Raw genomic sequence first — 13,677 nt, forward strand, 5'->3', positions numbered from 1 at the left:
AATGCGGGGCTTCAGCTTCCGCCGTCCCCGAATGGAGTCTTCGATGTCCCTGCATGCCCCCGCCCTGAGCGCGACCGTGAAGTCGCCGCTGGATCTGATCGGCAAGACGCCGATGGTGGAGGTGACGAAGATCGACACCGGCAAGTGCCGCCTGCTGCTGAAGCTGGAATCCCAGAACCCCGGCGGCTCGATCAAGGACCGGATCGCGGTCGAGATGCTGGATGCGGCCGAAAAGGAAGGCTGGCTGAAGGAGGGCGGCACCATCGTCGAGGCGACGGCGGGCAATACGGGCCTGGCGCTGACCCTGGTCGGCCGGGCGCGGGGATATAAGGTGCTGCTGGTCATTCCGGACAAGATGTCCAAGGAAAAGATCCAGCATTTGCGGGCCATGGGCGCCGATGTTCGCCTGACGCGTTCGGACGTGCCGCACGGACACCCCGAATATTACACCGACATGGCCGAGCGCCTGTCCCAGGCCATCCCCGGCGCCTATTACGTCAACCAGTTCGCCAACCAGTCGAACGCCGACGCCCATGTGAAGACGACGGGGCCGGAGATCTGGGAGCAGACGGGCGGCGACATCGACGCCTTCGTCGCTGGCATCGGCTCGGGCGGGACGATCACCGGCGTTGCGCGCTATCTGAAAAGTGTCGGCTCCAAGGCTGAAATCATCCTGGCCGACCCGATGGGTTCGACCTTGGCCGGCATCGTCAACGACGGCGTGCCGGGACCGGACGGCAGCTATACTGTCGAGGGCATCGGCCAGAACTTCGTGCCCGACACGGCGGACATGAGCCTGATCGACAAGGCCTATTCCATCCCGGACGCAGAGGCGATCGCCACGGCGCGCGAGCTGCTGCTGAAGGAAGGCATCCTGGCGGGGTCGTCGTCGGGCACCCTGATCGCCTCTGCCCTGCGCTGGTGCCGCGAGCAGACGGAAGCCAAGACCTGCGTCACTTTCGTTTGCGACACCGGGGCCAAGTATCTGTCCAAGGTCTATAACGACGCCTGGCTGGCCGATCAGGGCTTGGGCGAGCGCGAGTTGCACGGCGACCTGTCGGACCTGATCAACCGCAAATACGAGAAGGGCGACGTGGTCGTCGCCGGACCGGGCGACACCCTGGACACCGCCTTCAAGCGGATGAAGGGCGCCGACGTGTCTCAACTGCCGATCATCGAGGACGGCCGGCTGGTCGGCATCCTGGACGAGAGCGACCTGATCCAGGTGATGAACACAGACGAGATCACCCGCAAGGAACGGTTCGCCAAGCCGGTGGCCTCGGCCATGACTCGCGATCTGGACACGCTTCAGGTCAAGGAGCCGCTGGACGCCCTGATCCCCGTGTTCGACCGCGACCGCGTCGCCATCGTGCTGGACGGCGAACGGTTCGTCGGCCTGATCACCCGCACCGACCTGATCAACCACCTCAGCCTGAACCGCTGAGGCGCCATCGATGGTGACGCTGCATCGCGCGCCGGCCTGGAAGATCGCGGTGTATGGGCGCGATCACGGCGTCCCACACTTCCATGTCGAGGGGCGAGGCTGGCGTTGCTCGGTTGCAATCGCCACCTTGGAGGTGATCATAGGCGCCTATGATCCCAAGTCCCTTGCGGCGGCGATCGCGTGGGCAGGCGACCGTCAGGCCGAGTTGTTGAGCAAATGGAACGAGCTGAACCCATGATGGGCGAGGAAGAGCAACATTCGCTGGTGTCGGCCAAGGTGTCGGGCACGTCTCGTCTCGATGTCCGCTGGAGCAACGACCAGGAAGCCACCATCGACCTGGGCAAGGTGCTGGAGGACGACGCCTATTCGCCGCTGCGTCAGGGCGCCGTGTTCCAGGCTGTCCAGATCGGCGACTGGGGCCAGAGCCTGGTCTGGCCCGGCGATATCGAGATCGGAGCGGACTCGCTGTGGCTGGACTGCCTGTCCGCCTGGGGGCGGGAGGACACGCGCGCCTTCCTGGAGTGGCGGCTTAGAAACGGCTTCTCCGCGGCTGCGGCGGCGCAAGCCTTGGGCATTACGCGACCAAGCGTCGTCAAATATTCGACCGGCGCCACGGTGCCACGATCCATTCAACTGGCCTGCAGGGGCTGGGACGCGTTGAAAGCCGCTTGATGACCAAGAAGAACAGCCAAGGGTTTTCCACCCGCGCCATCCATGCCGGACAGCATCCTGACCCGACCACGGGTGCGGTGATGACGCCGATCTACGCCACCTCGACCTATGCCCAGGAAAGCCCGGGCGTGAACAAGGGCTATGAATACGCGCGGGGCAAGAACCCGACGCGGGAGGCTTTCGAGGCCTGTATCGCCGATCTTGAGGGCGGCACGCACGGGTTCGGCTTCGGCTCGGGCATGGCGGCGACCTCGACGGCGCTGGAGTTGCTGGACGCGGGCGATCATATCGTCACCGGCGATGACCTGTACGGCGGCTCGTGGCGGCTGTTCGAGCGGGTGCGTCGGCGCACCATGGGGCTGGACTTCGCCTATGTGGACCTGAGCGACATCGCCGCGGTCGAGGCGGCGATCACGCCAAAGACCAAGATGCTGTGGGTCGAGACGCCGACCAATCCGCTGATGAAGCTGGCCGACATCGCCGCCCTTTCGAAGGTGGCCAAGGCGCATGGCCTGCTGCTGATCGTCGACAACACCTTCGCCACCCCCTTCTGCCAGCAGCCGCTGAGCCTGGGCGCGGACGTGGTGATGCACTCGGCGACCAAATACCTGAACGGCCATTCGGACATCATCGGCGGGGTGCTGGTGACGGCCGATCCCGACCTGGCGACCCGGATCAAGTTCCTGCAGAACTCGGTCGGCGGCATCATGGGGCCGTTCGACGCCTTCCTGGCCAACCGGGGCCTGAAGACCCTGGCGCTGCGGATGAAGGCGCATTGCGAGAACGCTCTGACCGTCGCGCGCTGGCTGGAGACGCGGGCGGGGATCGAGAAGGTCATCTATCCCGGCCTGATCGCCCACCCTCAGCACGAGCTGGCCGCGCGCCAGATGAGCGGCGGCTATGGCGGGATGGTGACGGTGATTCTGGAAGGCGACCTGGAGCGCACGAAGCGCGTGCTGGAGCGGGTCGAGGTCTTCACCCTGGCGGAGTCGCTGGGCGGGGTCGAGAGCCTGGTGAACCACCCGGCGATCATGACCCACGCCAGCGTGCCGAAGGACGTCCGCGATGCGGGCGGCGTGACCGACAACCTGATCCGGCTATCGGTCGGAGTCGAGAACGTCGAGGACCTGATCGCGGATCTGGATCAGGCCCTGGGCTGATCTCAGCTGGAGGGTAGGGCGGTCTGGTGGCCGGTGACGGGCGGCAGCTTCTTCTTGGGAGCGGCGCGTTTCACCGGCGCCTTGGCGGCCTTGGGCAGGGCGGCGCGGCGGGCGATCTCGGTGTCGATCACAGGCAGGATATCCGCGGCGGCCATCACCTGAGTGGAGGCGCCGGTTTCGGCCAGGCGCGTGGCGTTGGCGCGCAGGCTGTTGAGGTCGGCGTCGGTCATCGTCGGGATTTTTTCGGCGAGGGTCGTCATGGGTCACGTCCTGATGGAACGGGCTTCAGGGCCGGCGCGCGAGGCGCCAGCCCTTTAGCTGATTGAAGGCGATCTCGACCACGACGCGGTCGCCCAGCAGGGATAGGCCTTTAGGCGAACCGAGCGAGGGCAGGACCGAGACGACGTGGCCGTTGTCCAGGCGGACCTTGCGGCCGCCCAGAGGAAGGTGCTTCGTCACGACGCCATCAAAAGCGATGGCGTGCGTGTTGAGAAGCGTGTCCTACTCTGCCGCCGTAAGGCGACCAGCGGATTCCTTGCCGGAGCGCGAGTCGCGTTCGATTTCGTAGGAAATCTTCTGGCCTTCGTTCAGCGAACCAACGCTCGACGTTTCGACGGCCGAAGCGTGGACGAAGACGTCCTTGCCGCCGTCATCGGGAGCGATGAAGCCGTAGCCTTTGGTGGGGTTGTACCATTTTACAGTGCCGGTAGCCATTTGGAGACCTCCGTCTGGCGTTGACCGCAGGGAGGGATCCCTGGTCGGCCTGTCGGGTCTGAATGGGATCGGCTTTTGGACCTCGGTGCGTGATGCAAAGGGAGCAGCGGCGTTACGCAGAGAGATCGACAGACCCTATATGGGCCTCCAGCGCCCTTTAAGCAAGGCGCGGGCTCAGAAGGCGTAGGCGACCTGGGCCACCAGGGCGTCTTCGTACTGTTCGCCGAAGGTGTGGGCGTCGGTATCGTAGTAGCGCAGGTCGAGGTCCAGCGTGTCCGTCACCGCATAGGTCACGCCGGCGTTCCAGCCGGTGTAGTCGGGCGCGCCGTCCTGTTCGCGACGACCGACGGCGACCGTGCCTTCCAGGCGGTTGGTGAAGTCCCAGCCCACGCGGCCCTCGACCCAGGTGAAGGTGTCGGTCGAACCGGGGGCGTCGGGCGAATACTGCACCTGCAGGCGCGCGCTGGCGGGGCCGATGGAGCGGCTGACGTTGCCGGTCAACTCCACGCCGATCTCGTCGTAGCCCGCCTGGGCGCCGACGCGGTGTTTATAGGCCGCGTTGAAATCGAAACTGTAGCCGAAGGCCTCGGGCTGATAGCCGACGATAAACTCCGCCTCGACGTTGGATCCGCCCGCCTGGACCGTCTCGAAGCCGGGGCCGGCGTAGAACAGGCCGTCGGCGCTTTCCCAGATCGCCGATCCGAAGGCGTAGCCGTCCCCGCCTGACTTGGAAATGTTCTTGGACCGGTTTTCCGTTCCGACGCCGGCAAGGAACGACCAGGCGTTGCGCGAGGCGGACGCGCCTGAGGCGGACTGGGCCGCTGCGGGTGCAGCCAGGGCGGCGGCGAGCAGGGCGACGATGGGGGCGGCGAGGACGGTGGTGCGGATCATGGCGGCTCCAACGCGCGAAATGCAGATTGGCGCCGCCTTTAGACTGCTCCGGTCTTGATGGCGAATTCGGCCGTGGCCTGAGCGAACTCCTGACGCAGGCGCGCGACCAGTTCGGCGGTCGGCAGGACGTCGTGGATGGCGCCCGCGCCCTGGCCGGCGGACCAGACGGTCTTCCAGGCCTTGGCCTCGTCGCCCATGTCCAGCTTGTGCTCGGGTAGGTGTTTCGGATCGATCCCGTTGTCGATCAAGGACTTGCTCATGAAGTTGGCCGGGATGCCCGACACCGCCGGGGTGTGGACGATGTCGGTCGCGCCGCTGTCGATCACCATCTGCTTGTAAGCGGGCGGGGCCATGGCCTCGGTCGTGTTGATGAAGCGGGTGCCCATATAGGCGAAGTCGACGCCCAGCATCATCGCGGCCGCCACATCCTGCCCCGTCGAGAGGGCGCCCGACAGGATGATGGTCCCCTTGAAGAAGCTGCGGACCTCATTGACCAGGGCGAACGGGTTGATGATCCCAGCATGGCCGCCCGCGCCGTTGGCGACCAGGATCAAGCCATCGACGCCCGCCTCGGCCGCCTTGCGTGCATGGCGGATGTTGGCGATGTCGTGGAAGACCTGACCGCCATAGCCATGAACCGCATCGACCACGTCGCGGACGGCGCCCAGGGAGGTGATGATCAGCGGCACCTTCTCCTCGACCGACACCATCATGTCGGCCATCAGCCGGGGATTGGTCGGGTGGACGATGTGGTTGACGCCGAAGGCGGCGGCGTCAGGCTTCAGCCGGCCCTTGATCTCGTGAATCCAGTCGCGATAGCCCTCGGTCGTGCGCTGGTTCAGCGACGGGAAGGTGCCGATCACCCCCGCATTACAGGCCTCGACCACCAGATCCGGCCCGGAGACCAGGAACATGGGCGCCGAAATGATCGGCAGGATCAGACCTTTTTGCAGCGAAGCGGGAATGGCCACGGGCGTCTCTCCTTGGTTTTCTTTCGCTACGCTTAGCGGGCTGTCGCCGGGGAAGGCAATCGCGGGGATTTCAGACGGTGGGGCGAAAAACAGAGTCTCAATCGTCTAATCTCGGGGGTGAGTTGAAATTGCGCTTGCACGCGGGAATGGAGTGCAATGTGCAAGGAAGTGCAATTTGGGCGTGCGGGGTTGGGCTTCGTGAGGCCGACGTTTCGCCCTCCTGGCTGAAACCGCGCATTGTATGGGCGTTTGCGAGGGCGGGCGGTCGATTGACGCTGGTGGTCGTCAGGTCGTTGAAACGGCGACTAAAGTTTTCGGGAAGAAGGATGGGTGGCGCGTCTTATTCCTCCCCCGTCGGGGGAGGAGGACCGCGTAGCGGTGGAGGGGGCCGATCGCGCACCTGCCGGTGAAGATGATCCACCGCCGCCGCCATCTCGCCCAACACGTCCCGCGCCGCGATCCGAACGACGGTGATCCCGCGCAGGTTTAGCCATTCCGTGCGGCGTCTGTCGTGTTCGACGGCGTCGGGCTGGGCATGGCTGTCGCCGTCCACCTCGACCGCCAGCCGGGCGTCCTCGCAATAGAAGTCCAGGATGTAGGGGCCGATGGGGTGCTGGCGGCGAAAACGGATTCCGTCGAGGCGTCTGCCTCGAATCTGCTGCCATAGCAGCACCTCGGGCAGGGTCATCTCACGGCGCAACGCGCGGGCGCGGGCGACGGTCGACTTGGGTGCATAGGTCATTTGCGTCCCCGACCGTGTGCGCGGCCGGCCCCCTCCACCGCTTCGCGGTCCCCTCCCCCGATGGGGGAGGATTTTCATACGCGTCGCAAGCGCCTAAATGCCCCGCATGACCCACTATACCGACACCCTCAGCCAGCTCGGCGCCCAGACCGCCGCCCCGACCAGTCCCGAGACGGCCGTGCTGGAGCGAGTGGCGAACCCGCATGCGGACACGCTTTATCTGGCCCGGTTCACGGCGCCCGAGTTCACCAGCCTGTGCCCGGTGACGGGCCAGCCGGATTTCGCCCACATCGTCATCGACTATGCGCCGGGCGAATGGCTGGTCGAGTCCAAGAGCCTGAAACTGTACCTGACCAGCTTCCGCAACCACGGCGCCTTCCACGAGGACTGCACAGTCGCCATCGGCCGGCGGCTGGCGGACCTGCTGGAGCCGAAATGGTTGAGGATCGGGGGGTATTGGTATCCTCGTGGCGGCATCCCCATCGACGTCTTCTGGCAGACGGGCGTGGCGCCCGAGGGGCTGTGGCTGCCGGATCAAGGTGTGCCGACGTATCGCGGGCGGGGGTGAGGGCTCCCTAATATTGAGATCTGGCAGTCAAAGGTTTCCATGCATTGCTGCAATGGTTAATCTGAAAAGAGGATATACGACACCAATCAGGAAAGTTATGCAGGACAATATTGTAAGATATACAGCCCATTGTCTGGATCGTTCAGCTTTTTTAGCTTTGCTTTCGACTATGTTTTCGTCCACATTTTCAATCTTCTTCAAGCGCTCCCACGTGTTATTGGTGTCTGAATGTCGCCAGCTATTTTCGTCATGTCTCCATGCAGATCCTATGAAGCCAAAAGCTGCAAAAGCCGCAGCGACGCCAATTAAGAATAGCCACATTGACGGAATAAGCTGGTAAAGAAGGATGGTGTTTTCTTTCGGTGCAGCGAGCGTTGCGCCCCCAAGAAGAGCAGCTCCATTACCTATACCCAACGTTCCAAGCCAACGCTTCGCGACGTCATTGGCATGTGAAGTGGCGTTAGCTATTTCAGTCTCGTAAAGTTTGGTGAGTTTTTCTTCAGCGTTCATATCGACCTCTGGGCAATGATTTATATGGCGCGACAATTCGCTTAAGGCGAAAAAATCTCAGCTACAAACTGCATGCAATGCCGAGGCTTGTCGGAGGTGCAATGACCGCTCGCCTTCCCCTCGAAGCCTGGGGCCGCCGCCACCTCACGCGGGCCGAGACCTGGGCCGACCAATCCCGTCCGCGCCGCTATGCCTACGAATTCCTGTGGTTCGGGTTGAAGCAGGGGTGGGCGTGTCTGTTCGGGGGGCTGATGCTGGGCTTGATCCTGGGCACCTTCCTGTTCTGGCCGGATCAGGCGCCGGTGTCGCGTTACGACTTTCTGGCGGTCGGTGCGGTGCTGATCCAGGCGGCGATGCTGGCCTTCAAGCTGGAGAGTTGGGAGGAGGCGCGGGTGATCTTCCTGTTCCATGTGGCGGGGACGATCATGGAGCTGTTCAAGACCGCGCACGGATCGTGGATCTATCCCGAGGACAGTCTGCTGCGGATCGGGGCGGTGCCGCTGTTCTCGGGCTTCATGTATGCGGCGGTGGGCAGCTATATCGCGCGGGTGCAGCGCATCTTTCACATCCGAGTGCGGGGGTATCCGCCGCTGTGGACAACCTGGGTGCTGGTGGCGGCCATCTACGTCAACTTCTTCGCCCACCATTGGCTGCCGGACGTGCGGATCGCGCTGTTCGCGGCGACGGTGCTGCTGTTCGGGCGGGGGTGGTTCTGGTTCACGGCGGACCGGCGCAGGCGGTCGATGCCGTTGCTGCTGGGATACGGGCTGGTCGCGCTGTTCATCTGGTTCGCCGAGAACCTGGGCACACTGGGGCGGGCCTGGGTCTATCCGGGGCAGGAGGCGGGGTGGGAGATGGTGTCCCTGGCCAAGCTGGGCAGCTGGTTCCTGCTGATGATCATATCCGTGGTGCTGGTGTCGCTGGTCCACCGGCCGGAGGAAGAACCGTCAGGCGGTGTGGGCCAGGGGCTGGGCCGCGCGGGGCCATGAGACGGGCGACAGGGCCTCGACGGCCGGCTTGGCCAACAGATAGCCCTGCATCAGGGTGACGCCCAGGTCGCGCAGGACGTCGTGTTCCGCCAGGGTCTCGACCCCTTCGCACACCGGCTCGACGCCCAGGTCGCGCAGCATGTTCAGGGTGTTGCGCACGATGGTGCGTTTGACCAGATCGGTGTCGATGTCGCGGATCAGGGCCATGTCCAGCTTGACGATGTCTGGCTGGAACAGGGCCAGCAGGCCCAGGCCCGCATAGCCGGCGCCGAAGTCGTCGATGGCGGTCTTGAACCCCATGGCGCGATAGGACCGCAGGATGTTCAGGATGTGGGCGGCGTCCATCGCCTCGCTCTCGGTGAACTCGAAGATGATCCGGTTCAGCGGGAAGTTTGTGCGCATCGCCGCCGCCAGGGTGGCGCGGATGCAGGCGCGCGGCTCATAGACTGCATTGGGCAGGAAGTTGATCGACAGGTTGGCGCCGTCGGCCGTCATGTCCAGACCGGCCGCCAGGTCGATGGCGGTGGTCCGGCAGACCTGGTCGAAGGCGTAGCGATTGTCGGGCGAGACCTGCGACAGAACATGGCCGGCGCCTTGGCCGTCCTTGCCGCGCACAAGGGCCTCGTAGGCGAAGACGGTCTGGTTCGCGACATCGACGATGGGCTGAAACGCCATGGTGATGGGCAGGTCGAACCCGGCCCCATCTTTACAACCCACACAGGACATCGGCCGCCACGTCTCCAGTTAAGGCGCTGATGTTAGGGAGGAAAGATTAATATCCGCCACTGCTCCGCTTAGGGCAGGCGCGTGACCTTGGCGGCCATGTCGGGGCGGGGGCGCTCCAGAGGCGGCTCGGTCAGGGTTCCGATATGGATGAAGCCGGCGACGGTTTCACCGTCTGTCAGGCCGAACAGGGCCGTGGCCTGGGGGTCGTAGCTGTACCAGTCGGTGATCCAGCTGGACGCATAGCCGAAGCCGGCGGCCGCGTGTTCCAGGTTCATGCAGACGGCGCCGGCCGACAACTGCTGCTCCCAGATCGGCTTGGCGGCGGGAACGGGGGTCGAGATGACCAGGATGGTGAGCGGCGCGGCGGTCAGCTTGGCCAGGACCGCCTGATCCTTGGCCGGCCGGTTGTTCAGTTCGGCCAGCACCGCCAGCTGCTCGGCGATCTCGGCGCGCGATTGCGGCCCCATGACCACGAACCGCCAGGGGAACAGCTTGCCATGGTCCGGCGTGCGGGCGCCCAGGGTCAGGATCTGCTCCAGCTCCGCCTCGGACGGGCCGGGCGCGACCAGGGCCTGGGCCGGGGCCGAACGGCGCGTCGCCAGCCGGTCGAGAAAGGCCTGTGACGGAACAGGCAGGGGCAGGGGTTCGTTGAGCGCGACCATGCCGTCTAGCTAGGCTTTCATCCGCGTCTTCGCCATAGGTGGACCATGCGCAATTCCGACGAACCGAAATGGGCTGAGGGCCTGTCCAAGCCGCAGGCGTGGCGCAGCGACGGAACCGAGACCGTGTTCGACAGCCCATGGATGACCCTGACCCGACATCCGGCGACGGCGCCGACGGGGCATGCGGCCGACTATGCGGTGGTGCGGTTCAAGAATGTCGGGACCGGCGTCCTGCCGGTTCATGACGACGGCACGGTTACCCTGGTGGGCCAGCAGCGGTTCGCCCTGGCCAACTATTCGTGGGAAATGCCCGAGGGGGGCGCGCCGCTGGACGAGGACCCGTTCGACGGCATCCGGCGCGAGCTGGCCGAGGAGGCGGGGCTGAAGGCCGAACACTGGCTGCCGGCGCTGACGGTCGAGATGTCGAACTCCATCACCGACGAGATCGGCATGACCTGGATCGCCTGGGGCCTGAGCCCTGCGCCCGTTGCGCCGGACCCGACCGAGATCATCGCCGTAGTGCGCGTGCCGTTCCTGGATCTGCTGGACGAGATCGGGCGCGGGACGGTGCGCGACAGTCTGACGGTGGCGACGGCCTACAAGGCCTATCATATGGCCCTGAACGGGGAACTGCCTCAGCCGCTGGCGCAGGCCATGCTGGGGCGGGTATGATGTCGCCGAAGGAGCCTGTCATGGCCAAGCTTGAAGTCGTCGCGGAGACCGAAACCGACAGCGTGTGGCGCCAGCTGCGCGCCTCGGCCGAGGCCGCCTCGCGCGAGGAACCGCAACTGGGCTCGCAGATGAATGCGGTGATCCTGTCGCACGACGATTTGGCCGGCGCGCTCAGCTTCCAGATCGCGCGGAAGCTGGCGGACGGCGAGATGAGCGCCATGTCGGTGCGCGAGGTCTGCCTGTCGGCGTTCAAGGCGGATCCGGCCATGGTCGAGGCGGCGGAAGCGGACTTGCAGGCCGTCGCCGAACGCGACCCGGCGATCCGCAACCTGTTGCAACCCTTCCTCTATTTCAAAGGCTTCCAGGCGCTTCAGGGGTGGCGTGTGGCGCACTGGCTGTGGGGGCAGGGGCGCGAGACCCTGGCCTTCCACTTCCAGAGCCGCATCTCGGAGCTGTTCCAGCTGGACATCCATCCGGGCGCGCAACTGGGCAAGGGGCTGTTCCTCGACCACGGCACCGGCATCGTCATCGGCGAGACGGCGGTGGTCGGCGACGACGTGTCCATGCTGCACGGCGTGACCCTGGGCGGGACGGGCGCCGATCGCGGCGACCGCCACCCCAAGATCGGCAAGGGCGTTCTGCTGGGCGCCGGGGCCAAGGTGCTGGGCAATATCCACGTCGGCGACTACGCCAAGGTGGCCTCCGGCTCGGTGGTGCTGAAGGCCGTGCCGTCCGGCTGCACCGTGGCGGGGGTTCCGGCGCGGCTGGTCAACTGCCCGACCAACGCCGAACCGGCCAGGACGATGGATCACACCCTGGCCGAGGTCGTCTACGACTTCGTCATCTGAGCCGTCGCCTCACAGGGCGATCCTGAGTGACGCGCGCACGCTGCGCGGGGCGCCGGGGAAGATCCACAGGGCGCTGTAGGAGCTGGCGGCGTATCGCTCGTCGAACAGGTTGTCGACTTCGATTCGGGCCGTCACCTGGGGCGTCAGGCCGTAGTCCAGCGCCGCCTTGGCCTTCCAATAGGCGGGCAGACGCACAGGATTGAGCGTCAGGGCGCCGGCTCTATCTCCGACGTAGGCGGCGCCGGCCATCAGCGACCAGGTCGTGCCGTGCGCCGTGTCGAACCGGCCGATGGCGAACAGCGAGCCGGACTGTTCGGGCACGTTGAGCACGGCGTCGGTGGCGAAGGCGTTGTCATCGGCCTTGGCGTCGGTCCAGCCGTAGTTGGCTACTACCTGCCAAGCGTCGTCGATGCGCAGGGACCCGTCCAGCTCGATCCCGCGCGTCGTCAGCTTGCCGACCGGGGCCAGGAAACTTGCATCAATCGGGTCGGTGGTCAGGATGTTCGACTTCTCGATGTCGAAGACGGTGGCGGCAAGGTCCAGTCCGTCCCAGGCGCCGGCCAGGCCAACCTCATAGCCTTGGCCCTCTTCCGGCGAGAAGCCCATGTCGTCGCGACCGATTCCCGAATTCAGTACGAAGGATCGGCCATAACTGGCGTGGGCGGTCAGGTGGCTGGTCAGCCGGTAGCGGGCGGCGAAACGATAATCGACCGGCGTGTCCGCCGCATTGCCCACGATGTTCCGAAGTCGGTTGTCTATGGTCTGACTGTAGTCGTCGAAGCGCAGGCCGGCCAGCAGGCTGATGCGGTCGGTCACTTCCCACAGGTCTTGGGCGTAAATCGTGACGACGTCTCGCGTCTCCAGATTGTCGATGCGCGGCCGGGGCGTCGGGGGCGTAACCGCACCATAAACGGGATTGAAGACATTGATTGCATAGGGATTGGCGTCTGTCGGGTCGACCCTCAGCCATTTCTCGCCGTAGGTCAGCTTATACCCCTTCACCCCGACGCTGATGTTGTGGACGCCCAGGCCAGTCGCGACCATGCCGTTCACCTCCAGCCGGGCCGACAGGTCTTCGACGGTGAAATCGCGCGCGCGGCGTTGCCGCCGCAGGGTGTCCCCCTCCAGGCGGGAATGGTCGCTGGACAGGCCCTTCAGCGAGCCGCCGCGCCAGGCGATGCCGCCGTTTACGCTCCAGCCGTCGTTGATCCGGTATTCGCCGGTGATCTGGTGCCGTTCGTTGCGGAACCGGGTCACGCCGTCGCCGGGCTCGCCGTAGTAGTTGGATTCCGGCAGGGCCAGGGCGTCGCCGTTGATCGCCGGCATCCCCCGGTCGAACAGGGTGGTGAAGGTCGTGAACTCGCCCACATAGGTCAGGCGCAGATCATCGTTGGGTCGCCAGGTCAGGGACGGGGCGATCACCGTGCGGTCCAGGCCGACATGGTCGCGCCAGCCGGTGCTGGTCTCGCCCGCGACCACCAGCCGCCCGGCCAGGGTGTCGCTGATAGGGCCCGTCAGGTCCAGTTCGCCGCGCCTCAAACCGAACGAGCCGACCGTGGCGGTGAAGGCGGCGCTGGTTGCGAAACGCGGGGTCTTGGACACGATGTTGACGCGTCCCGCCGGGTCGATGTCGCCGAACAGGGCTCCGGACGGCCCCTTCAGCACCTCGATCCGCTCGGCCGTCGCCGGGTCGCGCGGCGGGGCCATGCCCCGGTTGGCCAGGAAGCCGTCGACATAATATTCCGCGCCGCCGTCGGGCGTGCCCAGGAAGCCGCGGATGGCGAAGTTGTCCATCACCCCGCCGCGATTGTTCTGCTGGCTGACGCCGCTGACCAGTTCCAAGGCGTCGGCCAGACGCGTAGCCCCCACGGCCTTGATCAGGTCGTTCTCGATGGATCGGCTGGACGGCGACATGGCCTCCGTCACTGGCCCGGCGCCCAGGGTCAGGTCGCGCGGCGCCTGACGCCGGCCCAGAACCACGATCTCGCCCACCGTCTGGGGCTCGACCGCCTCGACGGGGCCAGGGGCGGGGGCGTTGGCGGCGACCAGCAGGCACGCGCCGGCGCAGCTCATGAGGAGGGACAAATCAGACTCCGTTTGAAACGTTA

The 13,677-nt window shown here is 65.5% G+C and carries 18 protein-coding genes; 8 read left to right on the forward strand and 10 right to left on the reverse strand.

Annotated features, from left to right (window positions below; genetic code table 11):
- The first annotated feature begins 43 nt into the window (after positions 1 to 43).
- Genes ACQY72_RS15865 through ACQY72_RS15880 form a run of 4 tightly spaced genes read left to right on the forward strand, consistent with a single transcriptional unit; the run spans position 44 to position 3,276 of the window.
- On the forward strand, positions 44 to 1,444 hold the full coding sequence (locus ACQY72_RS15865; protein WP_428154772.1) for a pyridoxal-phosphate dependent enzyme: 1,401 nt from the start codon (positions 44 to 46) through the stop codon (positions 1,442 to 1,444).
- 10 nt (positions 1,445 to 1,454) lie between these two features.
- Positions 1,455 to 1,682, forward strand: a complete 228-nt coding sequence (locus ACQY72_RS15870; protein WP_428154774.1) for a DUF4160 domain-containing protein — start codon at positions 1,455 to 1,457, stop codon at positions 1,680 to 1,682.
- Positions 1,679 to 2,116, forward strand: a complete 438-nt coding sequence (locus ACQY72_RS15875; protein WP_428154775.1) for a DUF2442 domain-containing protein — start codon at positions 1,679 to 1,681, stop codon at positions 2,114 to 2,116. Before ACQY72_RS15870 ends, ACQY72_RS15875 begins: the two co-directional genes overlap by 4 nt.
- Entirely contained in the window at positions 2,116 to 3,276 is a 1,161-nt protein-coding gene (locus ACQY72_RS15880) for a cystathionine gamma-synthase (RefSeq protein WP_428154776.1), read from the forward strand. The genes ACQY72_RS15875 and ACQY72_RS15880 overlap by 1 nt, the downstream gene beginning before the upstream one ends.
- 2 nt (positions 3,277 to 3,278) lie before the next feature.
- Here the strand turns inward: ACQY72_RS15880 and ACQY72_RS15885 are convergent, their stop codons facing one another.
- From ACQY72_RS15885 to ACQY72_RS15910, 6 genes are all read right to left on the reverse strand, one after another.
- Positions 3,279 to 3,536: a hypothetical protein gene (locus ACQY72_RS15885; protein WP_135195276.1), complete on the reverse strand. Its 258-nt coding sequence runs from the start codon at positions 3,534 to 3,536 to the stop codon at positions 3,279 to 3,281.
- Between the two features lie 25 nt (positions 3,537 to 3,561).
- A complete protein-coding gene (locus ACQY72_RS15890; RefSeq protein WP_167762545.1) occupies positions 3,562 to 3,735 on the reverse strand; it encodes a hypothetical protein in 174 nt (57 codons plus the stop codon).
- Between the two features lie 42 nt (positions 3,736 to 3,777).
- Complete coding sequence (locus tag ACQY72_RS15895) at positions 3,778 to 3,990, reverse strand: cold-shock protein (protein WP_008260450.1); 213 nt, start codon at positions 3,988 to 3,990, stop codon at positions 3,778 to 3,780.
- 174 nt (positions 3,991 to 4,164) lie between these two features.
- On the reverse strand, positions 4,165 to 4,881 hold the full coding sequence (locus ACQY72_RS15900; RefSeq protein WP_428154778.1) for a TorF family putative porin: 717 nt from the start codon (positions 4,879 to 4,881) through the stop codon (positions 4,165 to 4,167).
- A gap of 38 nt (positions 4,882 to 4,919) precedes the next feature.
- Positions 4,920 to 5,852 (reverse strand): NAD(P)H-dependent flavin oxidoreductase, encoded by a 933-nt coding sequence (locus ACQY72_RS15905; RefSeq protein ID WP_428154780.1) that lies wholly within the window; start codon positions 5,850 to 5,852, stop codon positions 4,920 to 4,922.
- A 340-nt stretch (positions 5,853 to 6,192) separates the two neighbouring features.
- Positions 6,193 to 6,594: an endonuclease domain-containing protein gene (locus tag ACQY72_RS15910; protein WP_428154781.1), complete on the reverse strand. Its 402-nt coding sequence runs from the start codon at positions 6,592 to 6,594 to the stop codon at positions 6,193 to 6,195.
- 106 nt (positions 6,595 to 6,700) lie between these two features.
- Between ACQY72_RS15910 and queF the strand changes: the two genes are divergently transcribed.
- Positions 6,701 to 7,162, forward strand: coding sequence for a preQ(1) synthase (gene queF, locus ACQY72_RS15915; protein WP_428154783.1), 462 nt, complete (start codon positions 6,701 to 6,703; stop codon positions 7,160 to 7,162).
- 27 nt (positions 7,163 to 7,189) lie between these two features.
- On the opposite strand, the gene ACQY72_RS15920 is transcribed toward queF, so the two are convergent.
- Positions 7,190 to 7,672 (reverse strand): hypothetical protein, encoded by a 483-nt coding sequence (locus ACQY72_RS15920; protein ID WP_428154784.1) that lies wholly within the window; start codon positions 7,670 to 7,672, stop codon positions 7,190 to 7,192.
- A gap of 101 nt (positions 7,673 to 7,773) precedes the next feature.
- Between ACQY72_RS15920 and ACQY72_RS15925 the strand changes: the two genes are divergently transcribed.
- A complete protein-coding gene (locus tag ACQY72_RS15925) occupies positions 7,774 to 8,661 on the forward strand; it encodes a DUF817 domain-containing protein (RefSeq protein ID WP_428154785.1) in 888 nt (295 codons plus the stop codon).
- Here the strand turns inward: ACQY72_RS15925 and ACQY72_RS15930 are convergent.
- The gene (locus ACQY72_RS15930) at positions 8,620 to 9,387 is read right to left on the reverse strand and encodes an EAL domain-containing protein (RefSeq protein WP_428154786.1); all 768 of its coding nucleotides are present in this window, start codon (positions 9,385 to 9,387) and stop codon (positions 8,620 to 8,622) included. The two genes, ACQY72_RS15925 and ACQY72_RS15930, sit on opposite strands and share 42 nt — an antisense overlap.
- 68 nt (positions 9,388 to 9,455) lie before the next feature.
- A complete protein-coding gene (locus ACQY72_RS15935) occupies positions 9,456 to 10,049 on the reverse strand; it encodes a nitroreductase family protein (protein WP_428154788.1) in 594 nt (197 codons plus the stop codon).
- Positions 10,050 to 10,094: 45 nt separating this feature from the next.
- Between ACQY72_RS15935 and ACQY72_RS15940 the strand changes: the two genes are divergently transcribed.
- Both ACQY72_RS15940 and cysE read left to right on the forward strand, forming a co-directional pair.
- The gene (locus ACQY72_RS15940) at positions 10,095 to 10,721 is read left to right on the forward strand and encodes an NUDIX domain-containing protein (RefSeq protein WP_428154790.1); all 627 of its coding nucleotides are present in this window, start codon (positions 10,095 to 10,097) and stop codon (positions 10,719 to 10,721) included.
- Between the two features lie 20 nt (positions 10,722 to 10,741).
- Positions 10,742 to 11,569, forward strand: a complete 828-nt coding sequence (gene cysE / locus ACQY72_RS15945) for a serine O-acetyltransferase (RefSeq protein WP_428154791.1) — start codon at positions 10,742 to 10,744, stop codon at positions 11,567 to 11,569.
- 9 nt (positions 11,570 to 11,578) lie between these two features.
- On the opposite strand, the gene ACQY72_RS15950 is transcribed toward cysE, so the two are convergent.
- Complete coding sequence (locus ACQY72_RS15950; RefSeq protein WP_428154793.1) at positions 11,579 to 13,654, reverse strand: TonB-dependent siderophore receptor; 2,076 nt, start codon at positions 13,652 to 13,654, stop codon at positions 11,579 to 11,581.
- Between the last annotated feature and the right edge of the window lie 23 nt (positions 13,655 to 13,677).

This window comes from Brevundimonas sp., assembly GCF_965279155.1.
Taxonomy (GTDB): Bacteria; Pseudomonadota; Alphaproteobacteria; order Caulobacterales; family Caulobacteraceae; genus Brevundimonas.

What these genes read in the sequence shown, in the direction of transcription:
- ACQY72_RS15865 (WP_428154772.1), top strand. Translation starts at nt 44, where the DNA reads ATGTCCCTGCATGCCCCCGCCCTGAGCGCGACCGTGAAGTCGCCGCTG.
- ACQY72_RS15870 (WP_428154774.1), top strand. Translation starts at nt 1,455, where the DNA reads ATGGTGACGCTGCATCGCGCGCCGGCCTGGAAGATCGCGGTGTATGGG.
- ACQY72_RS15875 (WP_428154775.1), top strand. Translation starts at nt 1,679, where the DNA reads ATGATGGGCGAGGAAGAGCAACATTCGCTGGTGTCGGCCAAGGTGTCG.
- ACQY72_RS15880 (WP_428154776.1), top strand. Translation starts at nt 2,116, where the DNA reads ATGACCAAGAAGAACAGCCAAGGGTTTTCCACCCGCGCCATCCATGCC.
- ACQY72_RS15885 (WP_135195276.1), bottom strand. Translation starts at nt 3,536, where the DNA reads ATGACGACCCTCGCCGAAAAAATCCCGACGATGACCGACGCCGACCTC.
- ACQY72_RS15895 (WP_008260450.1), bottom strand. Translation starts at nt 3,990, where the DNA reads ATGGCTACCGGCACTGTAAAATGGTACAACCCCACCAAAGGCTACGGC.
- ACQY72_RS15900 (WP_428154778.1), bottom strand. Translation starts at nt 4,881, where the DNA reads ATGATCCGCACCACCGTCCTCGCCGCCCCCATCGTCGCCCTGCTCGCC.
- ACQY72_RS15910 (WP_428154781.1), bottom strand. Translation starts at nt 6,594, where the DNA reads ATGACCTATGCACCCAAGTCGACCGTCGCCCGCGCCCGCGCGTTGCGC.
- queF (WP_428154783.1), top strand. Translation starts at nt 6,701, where the DNA reads ATGACCCACTATACCGACACCCTCAGCCAGCTCGGCGCCCAGACCGCC.
- ACQY72_RS15920 (WP_428154784.1), bottom strand. Translation starts at nt 7,672, where the DNA reads ATGAACGCTGAAGAAAAACTCACCAAACTTTACGAGACTGAAATAGCT.
- ACQY72_RS15925 (WP_428154785.1), top strand. Translation starts at nt 7,774, where the DNA reads ATGACCGCTCGCCTTCCCCTCGAAGCCTGGGGCCGCCGCCACCTCACG.
- ACQY72_RS15930 (WP_428154786.1), bottom strand. Translation starts at nt 9,387, where the DNA reads ATGTCCTGTGTGGGTTGTAAAGATGGGGCCGGGTTCGACCTGCCCATC.
- ACQY72_RS15935 (WP_428154788.1), bottom strand. Translation starts at nt 10,049, where the DNA reads ATGGTCGCGCTCAACGAACCCCTGCCCCTGCCTGTTCCGTCACAGGCC.
- ACQY72_RS15940 (WP_428154790.1), top strand. Translation starts at nt 10,095, where the DNA reads ATGCGCAATTCCGACGAACCGAAATGGGCTGAGGGCCTGTCCAAGCCG.
- cysE (WP_428154791.1), top strand. Translation starts at nt 10,742, where the DNA reads ATGGCCAAGCTTGAAGTCGTCGCGGAGACCGAAACCGACAGCGTGTGG.